The organism is Loktanella sp. IMCC34160, assembly GCF_004145845.1.
Classification (GTDB): domain Bacteria; phylum Pseudomonadota; class Alphaproteobacteria; order Rhodobacterales; family Rhodobacteraceae; genus SELP01.
Map to the genome: position 1 here is coordinate 1 of NZ_SELP01000012.1, position 16,312 is coordinate 16,312.

Sequence of the window (16,312 nt, forward strand, 5' to 3'; positions counted from 1 at the left end):
GCGACAGCAAGGTCCTGAAATCATGCACCCTGCCGCTGACCGGCAAGGGCGTCGTGGACCGGATCATCACCAACCTCGGCGTCCTCGACGTCACCCACAAAGGGCTGCACATCGTCGAACTCGCCGATGGCGTCACGCGCGAAGAAATCACCGCAGCAACCGAAGCAAACCTGGTGTGATGGCTGAGTTCATAGCGATCCGTGACCGAGTGCACCATATCGACCTCCGCCTTGGCAAAGCGGATATGCCGATCGTGCTCGTCAATTCCCTTGGCACGGATCTGCGTATCTGGGACCAGGTGATCGCGGGATTGCCGCTGGGCTGGTCGACGCTCGCCTATGACAAATCCGGGCATGGCCTGTCTCAGGACGGGACGGATAGCATTGAGGGTTTCGCCGAGGACCTTGCGACACTTATGGACGCGAAGAACCTGTCGGGCGCACTGATTTGCGGGGTGTCAGTCGGCGGCATGATCGCACAGTCACTGGCGGCATCCCGGCCCGATCTTGTTGCGGCGCTGGTCCTTTGCAACACGGCACATCGCATCGGCACGGCAGAGAGTTGGCAGGAACGGATCGAGACTTTGGACAACTGCGGCCTCGGGCCGATGGCGGAGGGCATCATTGAACGCTGGTTCTCGCCCACATTTCGCAAAACCCATCCTCTGTTGACGGCCGGATACCGCATGATGCTGGCAAGGACACCGTCAAAAGGCTATCGCGCGGTTTGTGCGGCAATCCGCGATGCGGACCTGACCGAGGTGGCCCTGAACATCACCTGCCCAACCCTCTGCATTGCCGGAGCCGACGATCAGGCGACCCCGCCGGGTCTGGTACAGGAAATGTCACAGCTCATCACCGGAGCGCGTTTCACCTGCTACGACGATGTTGGTCATTTGCCCTGCATCGAGGCTCCCGAGAGACTCGCGCAGGACATCATGGATCATGTGGGGCTTCAAAGATGATATCGGTATTCGAACACCCTTGGTTGTTTGGTCTTTTTGGCGACGAGGAGGCCGCTGCCCTCTGGTCGGCGGAGGTGCAACTGGGTCACTTCCGCGCTTTCGAAGCCGCGCTCGCCCGCGCCAAAGAGAGCGCCGGTCAAGTTCCCCCGAACCACGGCGAGGCGGCGGCATCTATCATCGAGACCGCAGAAATCGACCTGCACGGCCTCGCACGCGGGACAGGCACCGATGGCCTGCCGATCCCAAATCTGGTCAGGCAACTTCGTGCTGCGGCAGGCGATTATCATGCCGCCGTCCACACCGGGGCCACCTCGCAGGATGTCATGGACACGGCACTTTCCCTGACGCTGAAAGCTTTGACCGGCCTCTTGCAAGACCGGTTGAAGGACCTCGATGTAAAGCTTGCGGAACTGACGCAGACCCAAGGCCCGAACGCCCTGATGGGTCGCACCCGTATGCAGGCCGCCCTGCCGATCACCGCCGGGGACCGTCTTGCGTCCTGGCGGCAACCGCTGGCATCCCATATCGCCGCGCTGGATGCTTTGCGACCGCAGGTCGAACGGCTGCAACTTGGCGGCGCTGTCGGAACACGGGGCGATTCCGGCCAGGCCGGTCCACAGATTGCCGCGCAGATGGCAAGCGTTCTGGGACTACAGGATGGCCCTGTCTGGCACACCGACCGGTCGAGCGTTGCGGCCTATGCCGGGTGTCTGTCGCTGATCACCGGCAGCCTTGGCAAGATCGGGCAGGATGTGGCGCTGATGGCGCAACAGGGCATCGACGAAGTCACGCTGGCGGCAGGCGGCGGCTCCTCGGCCATGCCGCATAAATCGAACCCAGTTCTGGCAGAGCTTCTGGTGACGCTGGCGCGTTTCAATGCGACCCAACTTGCTGGGATGCATCAGGCCTTGGTGCATGAACAGGAACGCTCGGGTGCGGCCTGGATGCTCGAATGGATGATCTTGCCGCAGATGTCTGTGACAACCGCCCGCGCCCTCGCGGCGTCATTGACGCTGTGCGCGCAAATCAAAAGCCTAGGAAACAAGCGCGCGCATTCGATTTGACCGGTGATTACGATCTAACGGTCAACGACGAATTTTGGTCGAGGTGGGCCGAGATTTTGAGCTCGGACAAAGTTCAACATCTGTTCTATGCACCTTTGATCTTATGCCTGTTGGCCATAGCGCACCGCGCAGGCATCAGGACCGTCCAGACGGGACCATCTCTGCTTCGAATGTCGTCGACTGCACGCGCCGGAGTCTCGGTTCTGATTTTGCATAGTTTTCGCGCATTCCGGTGATTTGAGCGCCAAAAAGCAGGCACTTGCCCTCCGTCGCCCGCTGTTTGCACCATTCTAGTAGTATCATCGGTCGGCCCCGTCGGAGGACTTCTTTCGGAGCGATGCCAACGGAGGCCACCATTACTCTGACCACCCGAATATCGGACGAGTCCGCACAGCCCGTTCAGCCACGGGCGGTTGGGCAGATTTCGCTGTCGGTCAAGTCAAATGGTACCGGCGCGACCGTGTTGGAGACCCTGCGACAGTCCGGTTCGCTCAGGTGCTTGTTTCCGCGCAAAAGGACCGGTGGGCTGGAAGCCGTGGTGGTGAACACGGCTGGCGGGATCACAGGCGGAGACCAGTTTCAGATTGCCGCGCGGGTGGCGGCGGACTGCGATTTGACGTTGACGACGCAGGCCTGCGAAAGGGCCTATCGTGTGCAACCAGGGCAGCCGGGGCGGCTGAACACGGCATTGCAGGTGTCCCGGGGCGGACACCTTAACTGGCTTCCGCAAGAGACAATCCTGTTCAACGGCAGCCACATGCGGCGATCTCTCAGACTGAACCTTGAGACAGGCGCCAGCGCACTTGTCGTAGAACCGCTGGTGTTTGGACGGGCCGCGATGGGTGAAGAACTGACGTCCCTGCGCTGGCACGACCGCATCGAAATTCTACGCGATGGGTGCCCCTTGTTTCTGGACGCAGTCGCCTTTGACGGGGATATGGCCGCGCATCTAGATCGGCCCAACATCGCGGCCGGGGCACGGGCAATGGCGCTCTTGATGTATGTCGCGGCTGATGCCGAGGCCCACCTTGGCCCCCTACGCGAAATGCTGCCCAATCTGGCGGGCGCAAGCCTGATCGGTGAAGACCTGCTGGTCCTTCGCCTCTTGACTGACGATAGTTTTGCGCTGCGCCGGTCCCTGATCCCGATCCTCAACCGTTTGACCAACGACCAATTGCCCAAATGCTGGACGATCTGACATGAACCTGACCCCCCGCGAAAAAGACAAACTTCTGATTGCCGTCGCTGCCGACGTCGCCCGCAAACGGCTGGCACGCGGCGTGAAACTGAACCACCCGGAAGCGATTGCGCTGATCACCGACGCCGTAGTCGAGGGCGCGCGCGATGGCCGCTCTGTCGCCGATATGATGGAGGCCGGGGCCCATGTGGTGACGCGCGATCAATGCATGGAAGGCATCCCCGAGATGATCCACGACGTTCAAGTCGAAGCGACTTTTCCCGACGGCACCAAGCTGGTGACCGTCCACAACCCGATCCGATAGGAGACCACGACATGAAATATGCCCCCCTGTTCCTGATCGCCACGCCGGCGTTGGCACATGAAAACGCAGCCACCCATGTTCACACGGCAGATCCCTATCTGGCATTGTTGCTGGCCATTGCTGTGGCCACCGTGGTGTTTTTTCTCTGGAAGACGCGCACATGATCCCGGGAGAGCTGTTTCCCGCAGACGGCAAGCTGACCCTGAACGCGGGGCGGCCAGCGATCATGTTGATGGTTGCCAACACGGGGGACAGGCCGGTTCAGGTCGGCTCTCATTACCATTTCGCCGAAGCGAACCCGGCGTTGGAATTTGACCGCGCGGCCGCGCACGGTCGCCGCCTCGACATTGCAGCGGGCACGGCAGTGCGGTTTGAACCCGGCCAGCGCCGCGAAGTGCAACTGGTGCCCTACGCGGGCGCATGCCGCGTCTTTGGTTTCAACCAACAGGTTATGGGGGAGGTGTGATGCCGGTTCAGATTGCGCGTGCCGACTATGCCGCCATGTTCGGCCCCACCACTGGCGACAAGCTGCGCCTTGCCGACACCGACCTGATCATCGAGGTCGAGCGCGACTTGACGGCCGAATTGGCCGCCGGCGGGTCCAACACCCCGGTCTATGGCGAAGAGGTCAAGTTCGGCGGCGGCAAGGTGATCCGCGACGGCATGGGGCAATCCCAGGTCACGCGCGCGCAGGGGGCGGTCGATACTGTGATCACCAATGCGCTGATCGTCGACCATACCGGCATCTACAAGGCTGATGTCGGCCTGCGCGACGGGCGGATTCACAAGATCGGCAAGGCAGGCAACCCCGACACGCAACCGGGGGTGAACATAATCGTCGGCCCCGGAACCGAAGCGATCGCTGGTGAAGGGCGCATTCTCACGGCGGGCGGATTTGACAGCCATATTCACTTCATCTGCCCCCAACAGATCGAAGATGCGCTGCATTCCGGGCTGACCACCATGCTTGGCGGGGGCACGGGTCCGGCCCACGGCACCCTCGCGACAACGTGCACGCCCGGGCCTTGGCACATTGGGCGCATGTTACAGGCCGCCGATGCGTTTCCGATGAACCTTGCTTTTGCCGGCAAGGGCAATGCATCGCTTCCCGGCGCATTGGAAGAACAGGTGGCCGCTGGGGCGTGCGCATTGAAATTGCACGAAGATTGGGGCACGACACCCGCCGCAATCGACTGCTGCCTGTGCGTGGCCGACGCGATGGATGTCCAGGTCATGATCCATACGGATACCCTGAACGAAAGCGGTTTTGTCGAACATACCCTCAGGGCCATGAAGGGCCGCACCATCCACGCCTTTCACACCGAAGGGGCCGGCGGCGGTCACGCACCCGACATCATCAAGATATGCGGCGAAGAACATGTCCTGCCCTCCTCCACCAACCCGACCCGCCCTTTCACCGTTAACACCCTCGAAGAGCATCTCGACATGCTCATGGTCTGCCATCACCTCGACAAATCCATCCCCGAGGACGTGGCCTTTGCCGAAAGCCGCATCCGGCGCGAGACGATTGCAGCCGAGGATATTCTTCACGACATGGGTGCGTTTTCGATCATCGCGTCCGACAGTCAGGCGATGGGACGTGTGGGCGAGGTTCTGATCCGCACATGGCAAACCGCCGACAAGATGAAAAAGCAGCGCGGGCGACTGGCGGAAGAGACCGGGGACAACGACAACTTCCGCGTCCGACGCTATATCGCGAAGTACACGATCAACCCTGCAATCGCCCATGGCATCGCCCATGAGATCGGAAGTATCGAGGAAGGCAAACGCGCTGACCTTGTCCTGTGGAACCCCGCGTTCTTTGGCGTAAAGCCGGAAATGGTTCTGATGTCTGGCACCATCGTCATGGCCCAGATGGGCGACCCCAACGCCTCTATCCCAACGCCGCAACCGGTCTACTCGCGCCCTATGTTCGGGGCTTTCGGCCGCTCTGTCGAACATAGCGCAGTGACCTTCGTCAGTGCGGCGGCGCAGGCGGCGGGTATTGGGGCCGCTTTGGGACTGGCAAAGCAAACCGTCGCGGTGACCAACACCCGCAACATCGGCAAGAAAGACCTTAGGCTTAATGATGCCACGCCCAGGATGGAAGTGAATCCCGAGACCTACGAAGTCCGCGCCGATGGTGAACTTCTGACCTGCCAGCCCGCAGACGTCCTGCCGATGGCGCAGCGCTATTTCATGTTCTGAGGACGATATAGATGCAGCTTCCCACCGCCCGCTCCATCACTCACAGCCATCACGTGGACGATCACGTCACGCTCACCTACGAAGATCGGTTCCTGCGCCGCAAGGTGCTGACAACCGAGAAGGGAGAGAGGTTTCTTGTTGATCTGGCACAGACCACATCGCTGGGCAGTGGCGACAGCTTTCAACTTGATGACGGCCGCCTTGTTGGCGTCGTGCCCGCCAGCGAAGCCCTCCTAGAGGTCACCGGAGATTTGACACGCCTTGCCTGGCACATCGGCAACCGCCACACGCCCTGTCAGATCGCGCCGGATCGGCTGTTGATACAAAACGATCATGTGTTGCGCGACATGCTCGGAAAACTGGGCGCGACCCTGCGGGACGTGCACGAAGCATTCACGCCCGAAGGTGGCGCATATGGTCACGGACGCACACATGGCCACAGCCACTGACGCCCAGATCCTGACGCTCGCACAATGGCTGTCGCCTGCCTACCCGATCGGTGCCTTCGCGTATTCGCATGGGCTTGAAGCGGCGGCAGATCAGCGCTGGGTGACCGACGCCACCAGTTTGGAGGCATGGCTTGACGACGTCCTGGAGCATGGCGCCGGGCGTTCTGATGCCTTGTTCATAGCAGCCGCCTGGCGGGCGTGCGACGCGAGGGCATTGCGGGAGATCGACAAGACCGCCCGGGCCTTTGCCGCTGGCAAGGAGCGGCTGCTGGAGACCGATCAACAAGGCGCTGCATTTGCACAGGTGACCGAAACGATCTGGGGCGGCGACTTGTCTGGGCTGACCTATCCAGTTGGCCTTGGTGGGGCCTCGCGGCGGGCGAATTTGCCGCTGCACCTGACGCAAACGCTTTATCTGCAAGCGTTCCTGTCCAATCTTGTCGCGGCGGGCCAACGCCTTGTGCCTGTTGGACAGACGGCCGGGCAACAAATCCTGCACAGGCTTACAAAGCGATTGCCCGGAATAGCAGAGGCCACCGCGCATGGAGACATCTCACGGCTCTCCTCTACCGCCTTTCTGGGCGACATCGCGTCGATGAAACACGAAACCCAATACTCAAGGATCTTCCGAACATGAACAGCCCCAACGGCCCCCTGCGCATAGGGATTGGCGGTCCCGTCGGCGCAGGCAAGACAACATTGACCGCGGCCTTGTCAGAGCGCCTTCGAGAGACCCATTCCATCGGCGTGATCACCAATGACATCTACACTCAGGAGGACGCAGAGGCCTTGGTGCGCCTGCAAGTGCTCCCCTCGGACCGGATCATCGGCGTCGAGACGGGCGGCTGTCCGCATACCGCGATCCGCGAAGATGCCTCGATCAATCTGGCCGCCGTCGCCGAGATGACCGCCCGCCATCCCGATCTAGAGATCGTGCTGATCGAAAGCGGCGGCGACAACCTGTCCGCCACGTTCAGCCCCGAATTGGCAGACCTGACAATCTATGTGATCGACGTCGCCGCGGGCGAGGAGATCCCGCGCAAGGGCGGCCCGGCGGTGACGCGGTCAGACATCCTGGTGATCAACAAGACGGACCTTGCGCCCTACGTCGGCGCGAGTTTGGAAGTGATGGAACGCGATTCCGCGCGAATGCGCCCTAACCTGCCGACGCTGTTTACAAACCTAAAGGCCCGCGAAGGCGTTGGCGCAATCTTGGATCACATCCGTGATATCGGCGGCGTCTAAGGGCTGGCGTACCAACGACTTGTTCGGTCCGTGAATTTGTGCGAGTCCGCCAATCGGCCGAGCAGCCAACTCGCATTTTGGGTCGCAGTTTCGACGGGTACTTTTCCGGACACCTTCTTCAAACCCTCGATATCGAAGCTGTCGCTGGCCACCGCGAACAGGATGGCAAGGGCATCGTCGATCCCCGGATCGGTATCAATCAGATCGGGATCATGCGCTGAGGGTTGCGAGGAGACGCTTTACTTCGCGCTCGAAAGGTATCGCTGTTGCGGCACCGGAGCGAGTGACCTGAATGGCGCCCGCGGCCATTGAAAACCTCAAGGCCAGTTCTGGACGTTCTCCGAGATCGAGCCGCGCGAGGAAGGCGCCAAAGGCGGTATCGCCTGCCCCAGTGGTGTCGACAGGCGTAACTGGCAGGGCCGGCGCCGAACAGGTTATTTCCGGGCTGCGGAATTCCGCTCCTTGAGCTCCGTGTGATATAAACATTCTCAGGCCCTCCGGCAGCTTGTCGGCCCCACCGATCGCGGCGCAGAGTTGGGCGTATTCGATTGCGTTGACGGCCAGTAAATCGAGGTCACCCAAGAGCGGTAGGACGACGTCGGCTTCAAAGGGCGCCGCAGCAAGGGCTACGCGGATTTGCGCGGCCTTGGCCAAGGTGATTGCCTCGGAGAGGCCATTGGTCTCATTCTGCAAAAATATCCAATCAGCGCTTGGCCTGAGGGCGCCGATTTCCTTCTCGATTACGTGCGACGGGATGCACCGGTTCGCGCCCGGATCGATAACGATCTGGTTCTCGCCAGCCACATCGACGAGGATCAACGCACTTCCGGTCTCTGCCCCCTCTACTTCGACGATCGCGTCTTCTGAAATGCCGAGATCCGAGATCCGAGCGCGCATGTCAGTGTCGCCGTGCCCGATCGCTCCCAGATGCCGGACACGGCCGCCGGATCGATGGATGGCGACGGAATGGTTCAAGCCTTTACCGCCCAGCCCCACTTGGACCGCGGATGCGACAAGTGTTTCGCCGGGAAGGGGGAAATGTGCCACTCGAAAGACACGGTCCCTGTTGATCGAACCGATGTTGAGGATCGTCATCGTGGGGCCTATCGCAGCCGACTTTGGGTGGCTTTGTCGAAGACTAATGTGCGTTGCGGCGGGAAGCCGAGCGCAAGCTGGTCGCCGGGCGACACATCACGCCGGTCCTGCAATTCAACGGCAACCGGGTCGCCCTCCGGGCGCGCCGCGTACGCGACGCTCACGGTGCCCAGATGCTCCACAGCCGTCACATTCATCCTCAGACCCATTTCGGCCCCGACGACAAAGTGCTCCGGTCTGCATCCCACCACGACCTCTGAGCCGGGCGCGGGCAGCGACACTCCTTCGAGCGGAAGGTGCAAAGCGGTTTCGCCCGCAAGAACGACACCTCCACCTTCGGCGACGGTAGCGTCAAAGAAATTCATCCGGGGACTACCGATAAAGCCCGCGACGAACAGGTTGTCCGGATCGTCGTAGAGGTCTAGTGGAGCGCCCACCTGCTCGATCCGACCGGCGCGAAGAACGACAATCTTGTTGGCCAGTGTCATTGCTTCGACCTGGTCGTGAGTCACATAGATCATCGTCGACTTCAGTCGCTGGTGAAGCGCCGAAAGCTCGATCCGCATCTGCACGCGAAGTTCGGCGTCAAGGTTCGACAGTGGTTCATCAAACAGGAACACCGCGGGTTCGCGCACGATGGCGCGCCCTATTGCCACCCGCTGGCGCTGGCCACCGGACAGCTGAGCGGGCTTGCGGTCCAGCAGGGGACCAAGTTGCAGGATATCGGCAGCCTTACGGATCTTCGCCTCTGCCTCGGCCCTCGGAACCCTGTTCACGCGCATACCGAAGCCCATATTCTGAGCTACGGACATATGTGGAAACAGGGCGTAGGACTGGAAGACCATCGCAACGCCGCGATGGGCAGGGTCGACACGCGTTACGTCCTGGTCGCCGATCCGAATGGTGCCAGAAGTGACTTCTTCCAACCCAGCGATCATCCGAAGGAGCGTGGACTTGCCGCAGCCCGAGGGGCCCACGAAGACGACAAACTCGCCGTCTTCGATTTCAAGGTCTGCACCGGGGATCACTTCGGTCGGGCCGAACGTCTTGCGGAGACCACTGATTTCTAGTTTCGCCATGGATTCCCCCTGGATCAGCCTTTGAGCCCGGAGCCAGCAAGCCCCTGGACATAGTAACGTTGCAACGGAAGCAGTAGGACTATCGGGATCAGCGCGGTGATGACCGCAACCCCGAACAGCTCGTTCCAAGCCGTTGTGTATTGTTCCTGAAAGCTGGCCATTCCGACCTGGATGACCTTGAACTCCTGTGCGGGCATGGCCAGAAGCGGCCAGAGAAACGCCTCCCACTGGAAGATAAACAGCATCAGGCCGGCGCTGATGCATGTTGGCATCGACAGCGGCACATAGACACTCCAGAGAATGCGGAGCGGGCTTGCTCCTTCCAGCCGCGCGGCCTCGTAGTAGTCTTTCGGCACTTGCCGGAAGAATTGATAAAACAGGAACACCGCGAGCCCGTTGGCAATGGACGGCACCACCAGCGCGGCCACCCGATCGATCCAGCCGAGTTGCTGCACGACGCCGTAGAGCGGCATGGCAATCGCCTCGAAAGGCAGCATGAAACTGACCACGATGACAGCGAGGATCGTGTTCTTCGCCGGGAAGTCAAAGATCGCGAATGCAAAGCCCGCGAGCCCGTTCACGACGAGCCCGAAAATCATCGTGAGACCTGAGACAAGAAGCGTATTCCAGATGATCCCGCCGAACCCGCGCTGAAAGATTCCGACATAGGCATCGAGCGAAAAAGGTTCGGGCAGGAAGGCGCGCAGGCTGAATGGGAAGAGATCGCGGAAGATTGCATCGTTCGGCCGAAACGACGAGATGATTGCCCACCATAGTGGCAATACAAAGAGGAAGGCAGTGAGCGTAAGCGCGACGTAGAGCGCAATTTTACGGGCGAGAGGTGTGGACAGGTGTTTCATTGTGCGGCCCTCCCCTTGCCCCGCCCGGACAGAAGCCAGAATTGCAGCCCGACGATGACCAGAAGCAGCGCCACGAGGATGACGACAATCGCCATTGCGCGGCCCATATCACCGAAGACAAAGCCGGACTTGTAGGCCTCATACATCAATACGTTGGTCGACCCGCGCGGCCCGCCGTTGGTCAGCATGAACACCGGCGCGAACAGCAGGAAATTGATCGTCACATCGGCGACGAGCACGAACAAAAGCGTCGGTTTTAATAATGGAAGCGTGATCATCCAGAGGCGTTGCCAAGCCGAGGCGCCTTCAAGACGCGCTGCTTCGTGGATCTCGGGCGAGATGTTCTGAAGCCCCCCGATGATGAAGATCATCCAATAGCTGATCCCTTTCCAGGTCGCGATGGCGATGATCGCATAGAGCGCCAAATCAGGGCTCGTGAGGAAGCGGAGCGGCTCCACCCCAAGCGTGCCCAGAAATCCGTTCACCAGCCCGTCCGGCAGCAACATGATCCGCCAGATGATCACCGCCACAGGCAGCGACACACCGATCGGGATCAGGAACAGGAAGCGGAACAGCCCAATGAACCGGACTTTCTGTACGAACATGATCGCCAGCAGAAGCGCCAGCGCGATCTGCAGCGGGTTGATGATCAGGTTGAACCAGAGCGTAACCTTGAGTGACTGCCAGAAGCCACTGTCACGCAGAAGCAGATCGTAGTTTTCCAGCCCAACGAACAGCCGGTCCCCGCGATAAGTCGAGAACAGGCTTTCGAACAGCGCCAGAACGATCGGATAGACGCGAAACAATGCCAGACCCAACAGGGCTGGCAACAAGGCCATGAAGATCAGAAGATAAGGGTGCTTGCGCATTCTGCGTCCTCGCGATGTGTGGGCCCCGGCCGGGAGGCTCGGAGCCCACCTGGCGCCGCTACTGCCGGTTCAGGCGCCGTGCAGCTTCGTCGTAGGCATCGACAGCTGTCACCAGAGCCTCGTCGATGTCCACGCCGTTGGCGATATCGACAAAAGCGGTGCGGAAGGCATCCTGCAACTGGCTATAGGCCACAGTTACCGGGCGCGGCACTGCCGTGTTGCGCGACTCCCACGCGGACAGCCGCATTACGTTGCCCGGAAAACCGTCATAGGCAGCGTCCGTGTCGATCCTGGCAAGCAGTTCCAGCGTGGTCGGCAACTGGTTAAGATTGGCGAACCAGGTTTCGGTACCTTCCGGCGACAGGGTCGCGTAGGCAGCGAAATCCCGCGCCGCCTCAATGTCGGGCGAGGCGGCATGCACACCGAGGAACCAGCTTCCGGTCGGTGACGCGGCAGTGCCATCGGCAAAGCGCGGATGCGCGGCGATGCCGAAATTGATGTCGCTGTCCGCCACGGCCGGCACGTTCCATGTGCCGCCAACGAACATTGCGAGTTGCCCGTTCAAGAACATCTGCGTCGCTTCACCAAAACCCAGCGCCCGCGGGCTGACTTCGTCCGTGTTGAACAGCGCCGACCACCAGCCAGCGGCCTCGCGCCAGGCGGCGCCGTCAAGGTGATCGGCAGCGCTCATCGCGTCATCGGAAATGAGTGTCCCGCCTAGGGAAGCGCCGAGCGGCTGCAGTTGGTAGAGCTCGCCGAATTGTTCGAAAGCGAAACCCCAGGTTTCGGTCCGCCCGCCTTCGGAAACGGTCACCGCTTTCGCGGCATCCCGCAGCTGCTCCCAGGTCCAGCGCCCATCGGTTGCCATCGCGGCGATGTCTTCCGCCGACGCCGTGCTACCCGGCGCTAGGCCCACGGGCGGAGTGACCCCGGCGCCTTCCAGCAGATCGGCGTTGTAGTACAGCACCTGCGCCGAAGAGTTCATTGGAAGCGCGAATAACCGGCCCTCGAAGGTGCCGGCCTTGATGGCGGCATCGACCAGCGTGGATTTCGCCTCGTCTGCGATCTCGCCTTCAAACGGGACGATATAGCCATTGGCGGCATAGTTGGCCACAACCGGGGCGTCGGTATAGATGAGGTCTACTTCTTCATCCCCCGAGCGCAGGCGCAGATCGGACACCTGGAAGAACTGGCTCCACGGCAGCGCTTGGATCTCGATGGTCACATCCGGGTTGGTCGCCATGTATTCGGCGGCAACGGCTTCCATCGCTGCCTTGTCGAGCCCTTCCGTCATAAGGATGTTGAGTGTTGTCTCGGCCTGAGCCGCGGTTGCCGCGGCGAATGCCAGGGCAGAAACTGTCAGCTTGGTGCGGTATTTCATTCTATCCTCCGTTGGATTGCGTGCAGGGGAGTTGCGTCTTTTCAGCTATTTGTTTTGCGGCCATATGCAGTGCCGGTGTCAGGAGCCCTGCGAAGCCATCCCGGTCGATGCCGGTGGCGACGCTGATGGTTGGCGCCGCTTCGTCGCGCCATGCCCGGCGGTCGGAATAGGTCGTGCCGAAATGGTCGCCTGTTGTGCAACAGACCGATACCGGCAGGGCCTCCACCTCGAAAAGCTCGGGCTGGATCAGCCAGGCTATCGGACAAGGATCGTGCAAAGCCGGGCCCGGTGTTCGCCCGGCACGAACGTCTCCCGATCCTTCCGCATAGAACTGAAGAATATCGGCCAAGGGGTTCGGCGTGTCGACGCCTTCACGCAACGACGCCAGCTCGTCCATCGTCAGCCAGGCACGATTGGTCACGTCGAGCCCGAACATGGTTGTCCTGACACCTGCCGCAAGCACGATCGCCGCCGCATGCGGATCCGCCCAGATGTTGAATTCGGCTTGTGATGTCACGTTGCCGCCGGACAACGCCCCGCCCATGAAGACGATTTCGCGCACCAGAGGTGCAATGCCCGGATCAAGGGTCAAGGCCAGCGCTATGTCGGTCATCGGACCAAGAGCTACGATGGTAATCTCGCCCGGCGCCGCGCGGACCCGCTGAATGATTTCCAAAGCACCGTGCCGCTGTTCGGCCCCACGGTCATGGTTCGGCAGCATCGCTCCGGAGCTGTCCAGCCCCGTCTCGCCGTGGAATTCGGTTGGGTAGGCGTATCGATGCAGGAACGGCAGTTCCGCCCCCGCATGGACGGGACAGTCCAGATCAAGCGCCGCGGCGATGGACAGGGCGTTACGAACCGTGTGCGACAGTGGTGCATTGCCGTTCACGGCAATGATCGCCTCGATTTGGATCGACTTGGACTGGGCTGCGAGCGCGATAGCCGCGAAATCGTCGTGCCCTGGATCGCAGTCGATGATGACGCGGTGTTGTGACATGTTCATTCCTTGCCTTCCCCGGGTTAATCTGGCCGATCACGCCAGTCGTGAAAAATGACGCTTTCGGCTGTTGGTGGAGAAAAACTCAACTGACTGAGCGCGGCGATTTCCAACCTGTCAGAAGTGACTCGACGAGTTCCGCTCGGATGGCATCTGGTTGGAAAGCATGACGCGCGGCTTCCAGGTTATGGGCAAGGAACTCACCCGGCCCCCAGCCAAACGTCGATTCCAGCCGCTCGTATTCTTGCGACAGAGAGATCGGCGCCACAGTTCGCGCATCAGTGTTGATGCCGAGCGACAGTCCACGACGTGACAGCTTGTCGACATTATGTTGGTCCAAAGATGGGAACACCCCGACCTGGACATTGCTGGAGGGGCAGACTTCCAGATGGATGTCACGCGCCTTGAGCAATGCCACGACCGCATCGTCTTCCAGGCAGCGGACCCCGTGCCCTATCCGCTTCGGGCGCAATTTCTCAAGGGCTTCAAGCACGCTCTCCGCCCCCGCGGCCTCTCCAGCATGGGCGGTGATGTCGAGGCCGAGGTCATGTGCGCGGTCAAACGTTGCGTAGTTGTGGGCAAGAGGATGGCCCGCTTCATCACCAGCGATATCGACCCCGACGACCCCCCGGTCGCGCCAGCGCGCCGCCAGGTCGATCACCGCGATATTGCTTTCAGCTGAGTAATCCCGCAGGGCGCAAAGGATCAGTCCGACCCGAATTGCGTACTGGTCCGTCGCAGCCCTGACCCCTTGGGCGACCGCGGCCATGACCCCATCAAGGTCGAGCCCGCCAGCCAGATGCGTGTGCGGTGCAAAGCGTAACTCTGCGTAGATGACGCCATCCTGCGCCAGTTCGGCGACAAGCTCTTCGGTCACGACCTGCAGGGCCCGAGCGTCCTGAAGGAGCGCACAGGATGGCGCGATCGCGTCGAGGTATTGTTTCAGCGAGGCGCAGCGTTCTGGCGCGGTGAATTTCGCCCTGAAGTCTTCAAACGAAAGACCTGTCTCAAGGCGTTGAAGGGCCGTCCAACTCACCGAACAGTCGATATGCAGGTGCAATTCGACCTTGGGCCGGGCCAAGTAGCTTGACGAAAACAACATGACGAGCGCGGTCCCTCCGGATGGTGTGACACGATAATCCCGCGTCGTCGGAGCGCGCGCAAACGACTTGAACACCTGTTGGTTGAGATTATTTCAGGCAACCGTTGCGGCGGCTTGGGACGCCTCGAATTCCCTCTGAAACCATCGAAGGATGGACATATGCAGCCCGGACGTCTGGTCTGTCCGCCAGATGAGATTCCACTGGCCGTCCCGTTGATGTAGCCCCAACGGTGCCGTCAAACGACCGGACGCCAGCGCGTCCCACACCGCCGGACCGGGCGCTAGCGCGACCCCCAATCCGGCCTCTGCAGCCTCGATGGCGAACAACAACCGTTCGAACCGGAGCACGCTGTCGTTTGGCAGGTCATATCCTGTTTCCGCCGACCAATTGCGCCACATTGCCGTCGGCCAACTGGTGCCGAGGCGGCGCATCTTCAGGATGTCGCTGGCCTCGGCCGGTGTCTTGGCTGCGCAAACAACCGGGCCAAATGTCTCTGGCCCAAGGATTTCGCGGGTCATGCCGGGAAGGTCTGTGTCTTTGCCGACGATTACATGGATATCGATGGACCGGTCCGATGCCGCGAGATCCTTGTTCCATGTGACGAGGTTTATCTGAGTTCCCCGGATACGTTCCTCCAGAGAGGAGAGACGTGGCAGCAGCCATCGGATCAGAAATGTGCTAGGCGCCGCGATGTTGATAGTGCCGCTGCGGGAACTGTGCTGCAAATGTTCCGTCGCTCGGACGATCGCTTCGAATGCATCCCCGAGCGTGGCCGAAAGTCGCGCCGCGTCTTCGGTCAGGATCATTCTTCGGTGCCCGCGGATGAACAACTCCACATCCAGCGCCGCTTCGAGGCCGCGTAGCTGCTTCGAGACCGCACCATCGGTTACCGACAATTCCGCCGCCGCGCTGCGGACCGATCCGAGCCGCGCCACTGCTTCGAACACCCTAAGGGCATTAAGGTAGTCGAGGATTTCCGCCAATTGCACACAGTCCGCCAGTTCATTTCTGCCGAATACAGCCATGTTTGGCTTCAGTTGAGCAAGCGGAAATCCATGCGTTGGAAAGGTGGTGCCATTGCGAACCAGCGCCGCGCGCAGACCTATCGATAGAGGCGTCCGAAACCGGCGCCACAATTCGCGCGCGGATTTCTGCTCAAATTGCTTACGGCCAATGCGCGCACCATCAAGTTCTGGAAGACCAACCGTGCACAATGCGAACGCGCCAGCCCAAGCACTCGCGGCCCTTAGCGACCCTTCGTGACAGGCGCGGCGAATGACCGCTCCCAGCCCAAACCCCTCATTGACCGCCGACCTCCCCCGCCGCGTTACGGCCCGTGGGAAAGTGACCTGGCGGGTGCCCCCGTGTTGGCCGAATTCATTCTGCGTGTGCGGCATTTCCGTCTTGCTTTGTGGGGGTGTACCGTTACGTTCGCCCTTGGATTGAGTTGTTTGAGGGTATTGAGCGGTGAACACGGCATTTCGTCAGGAGACCCG

At 61.0% G+C, this 16,312-nt stretch carries 18 protein-coding genes and 1 pseudogene; 11 read left to right on the forward strand and 8 right to left on the reverse strand.

Going from position 1 to position 16,312, the window contains the following annotated elements; all coding sequences use genetic code 11:
* The 11 genes and pseudogenes from EU803_RS18850 to ureG form a co-directional block, all read left to right on the forward strand.
* Positions 1-179, forward strand: a pseudogene (locus tag EU803_RS18850) (succinyl-CoA--3-ketoacid-CoA transferase); the annotation flags it as partial.
* Positions 179-964: a 3-oxoadipate enol-lactonase gene (gene pcaD / locus EU803_RS18295; RefSeq protein ID WP_129685594.1), complete on the forward strand. Its 786-nt coding sequence runs from the start codon at positions 179-181 to the stop codon at positions 962-964. The pseudogene EU803_RS18850 and the gene pcaD, both read left to right, overlap by 1 nt.
* A complete protein-coding gene (locus EU803_RS18300) occupies positions 961-2,028 on the forward strand; it encodes a 3-carboxy-cis,cis-muconate cycloisomerase (RefSeq protein ID WP_129685568.1) in 1,068 nt (355 codons plus the stop codon). The genes pcaD and EU803_RS18300 overlap by 4 nt, the downstream gene beginning before the upstream one ends.
* A 499-nt stretch (positions 2,029-2,527) precedes the next feature.
* Positions 2,528-3,226 (forward strand): urease accessory protein UreD, encoded by a 699-nt coding sequence (locus tag EU803_RS18305; protein ID WP_242494415.1) that lies wholly within the window; start codon positions 2,528-2,530, stop codon positions 3,224-3,226.
* A 1-nt stretch (position 3,227) separates the two neighbouring features.
* Positions 3,228-3,530, forward strand: coding sequence for an urease subunit gamma (locus EU803_RS18310; protein ID WP_129685570.1), 303 nt, complete (start codon positions 3,228-3,230; stop codon positions 3,528-3,530).
* Between the two features lie 11 nt (positions 3,531-3,541).
* A complete protein-coding gene (locus tag EU803_RS18690) occupies positions 3,542-3,694 on the forward strand; it encodes a hypothetical protein (protein ID WP_165352908.1) in 153 nt (50 codons plus the stop codon).
* Positions 3,691-3,996 (forward strand): urease subunit beta, encoded by a 306-nt coding sequence (locus EU803_RS18315; RefSeq protein ID WP_129685571.1) that lies wholly within the window; start codon positions 3,691-3,693, stop codon positions 3,994-3,996. Before EU803_RS18690 ends, EU803_RS18315 begins: the two co-directional genes overlap by 4 nt.
* Positions 3,996-5,738, forward strand: coding sequence for an urease subunit alpha (ureC, locus tag EU803_RS18320; RefSeq protein ID WP_129685572.1), 1,743 nt, complete (start codon positions 3,996-3,998; stop codon positions 5,736-5,738). The genes EU803_RS18315 and ureC overlap by 1 nt, the downstream gene beginning before the upstream one ends.
* An 11-nt stretch (positions 5,739-5,749) precedes the next feature.
* Positions 5,750-6,187, forward strand: coding sequence for an urease accessory protein UreE (locus EU803_RS18325; protein ID WP_129685574.1), 438 nt, complete (start codon positions 5,750-5,752; stop codon positions 6,185-6,187).
* The gene (locus EU803_RS18330) at positions 6,153-6,824 is read left to right on the forward strand and encodes an urease accessory UreF family protein (protein WP_242494416.1); all 672 of its coding nucleotides are present in this window, start codon (positions 6,153-6,155) and stop codon (positions 6,822-6,824) included. Before EU803_RS18325 ends, EU803_RS18330 begins: the two co-directional genes overlap by 35 nt.
* A complete protein-coding gene (gene ureG / locus EU803_RS18335) occupies positions 6,821-7,432 on the forward strand; it encodes an urease accessory protein UreG (protein WP_129685576.1) in 612 nt (203 codons plus the stop codon). The genes EU803_RS18330 and ureG overlap by 4 nt, the downstream gene beginning before the upstream one ends.
* A gap of 210 nt (positions 7,433-7,642) precedes the next feature.
* Here ureG and EU803_RS18345 read toward each other — a convergent pair whose 3' ends face one another.
* The 8 genes from EU803_RS18345 to EU803_RS18380 form a co-directional block, all read right to left on the reverse strand.
* Positions 7,643-8,527, reverse strand: coding sequence for a PfkB family carbohydrate kinase (locus tag EU803_RS18345; protein ID WP_129685578.1), 885 nt, complete (start codon positions 8,525-8,527; stop codon positions 7,643-7,645).
* An 8-nt stretch (positions 8,528-8,535) separates the two neighbouring features.
* Positions 8,536-9,606: a sn-glycerol-3-phosphate ABC transporter ATP-binding protein UgpC gene (gene ugpC, locus EU803_RS18350; RefSeq protein ID WP_129685580.1), complete on the reverse strand. Its 1,071-nt coding sequence runs from the start codon at positions 9,604-9,606 to the stop codon at positions 8,536-8,538.
* A gap of 14 nt (positions 9,607-9,620) precedes the next feature.
* Complete coding sequence (locus tag EU803_RS18355) at positions 9,621-10,466, reverse strand: carbohydrate ABC transporter permease (protein WP_129685582.1); 846 nt, start codon at positions 10,464-10,466, stop codon at positions 9,621-9,623.
* Positions 10,463-11,335, reverse strand: coding sequence for a sugar ABC transporter permease (locus EU803_RS18360; protein WP_129685584.1), 873 nt, complete (start codon positions 11,333-11,335; stop codon positions 10,463-10,465). The genes EU803_RS18355 and EU803_RS18360 overlap by 4 nt, the downstream gene beginning before the upstream one ends.
* 58 nt (positions 11,336-11,393) lie before the next feature.
* Positions 11,394-12,716 carry a sugar ABC transporter substrate-binding protein gene (locus EU803_RS18365; protein WP_129685586.1) on the reverse strand — a complete coding sequence of 441 codons (1,323 nt, stop codon included), beginning with the start codon at positions 12,714-12,716 and terminating at the stop codon, positions 11,394-11,396.
* Position 12,717: 1 nt separating this feature from the next.
* On the reverse strand, positions 12,718-13,713 hold the full coding sequence (locus tag EU803_RS18370; RefSeq protein ID WP_165352909.1) for a nucleoside hydrolase: 996 nt from the start codon (positions 13,711-13,713) through the stop codon (positions 12,718-12,720).
* Between the two features lie 85 nt (positions 13,714-13,798).
* Positions 13,799-14,815: an adenosine deaminase gene (gene add / locus EU803_RS18375; protein WP_129685590.1), complete on the reverse strand. Its 1,017-nt coding sequence runs from the start codon at positions 14,813-14,815 to the stop codon at positions 13,799-13,801.
* Between the two features lie 93 nt (positions 14,816-14,908).
* Positions 14,909-16,030, reverse strand: a complete 1,122-nt coding sequence (locus tag EU803_RS18380; RefSeq protein WP_165352910.1) for a LysR substrate-binding domain-containing protein — start codon at positions 16,028-16,030, stop codon at positions 14,909-14,911.
* Positions 16,031-16,312 lie beyond the last annotated feature (282 nt).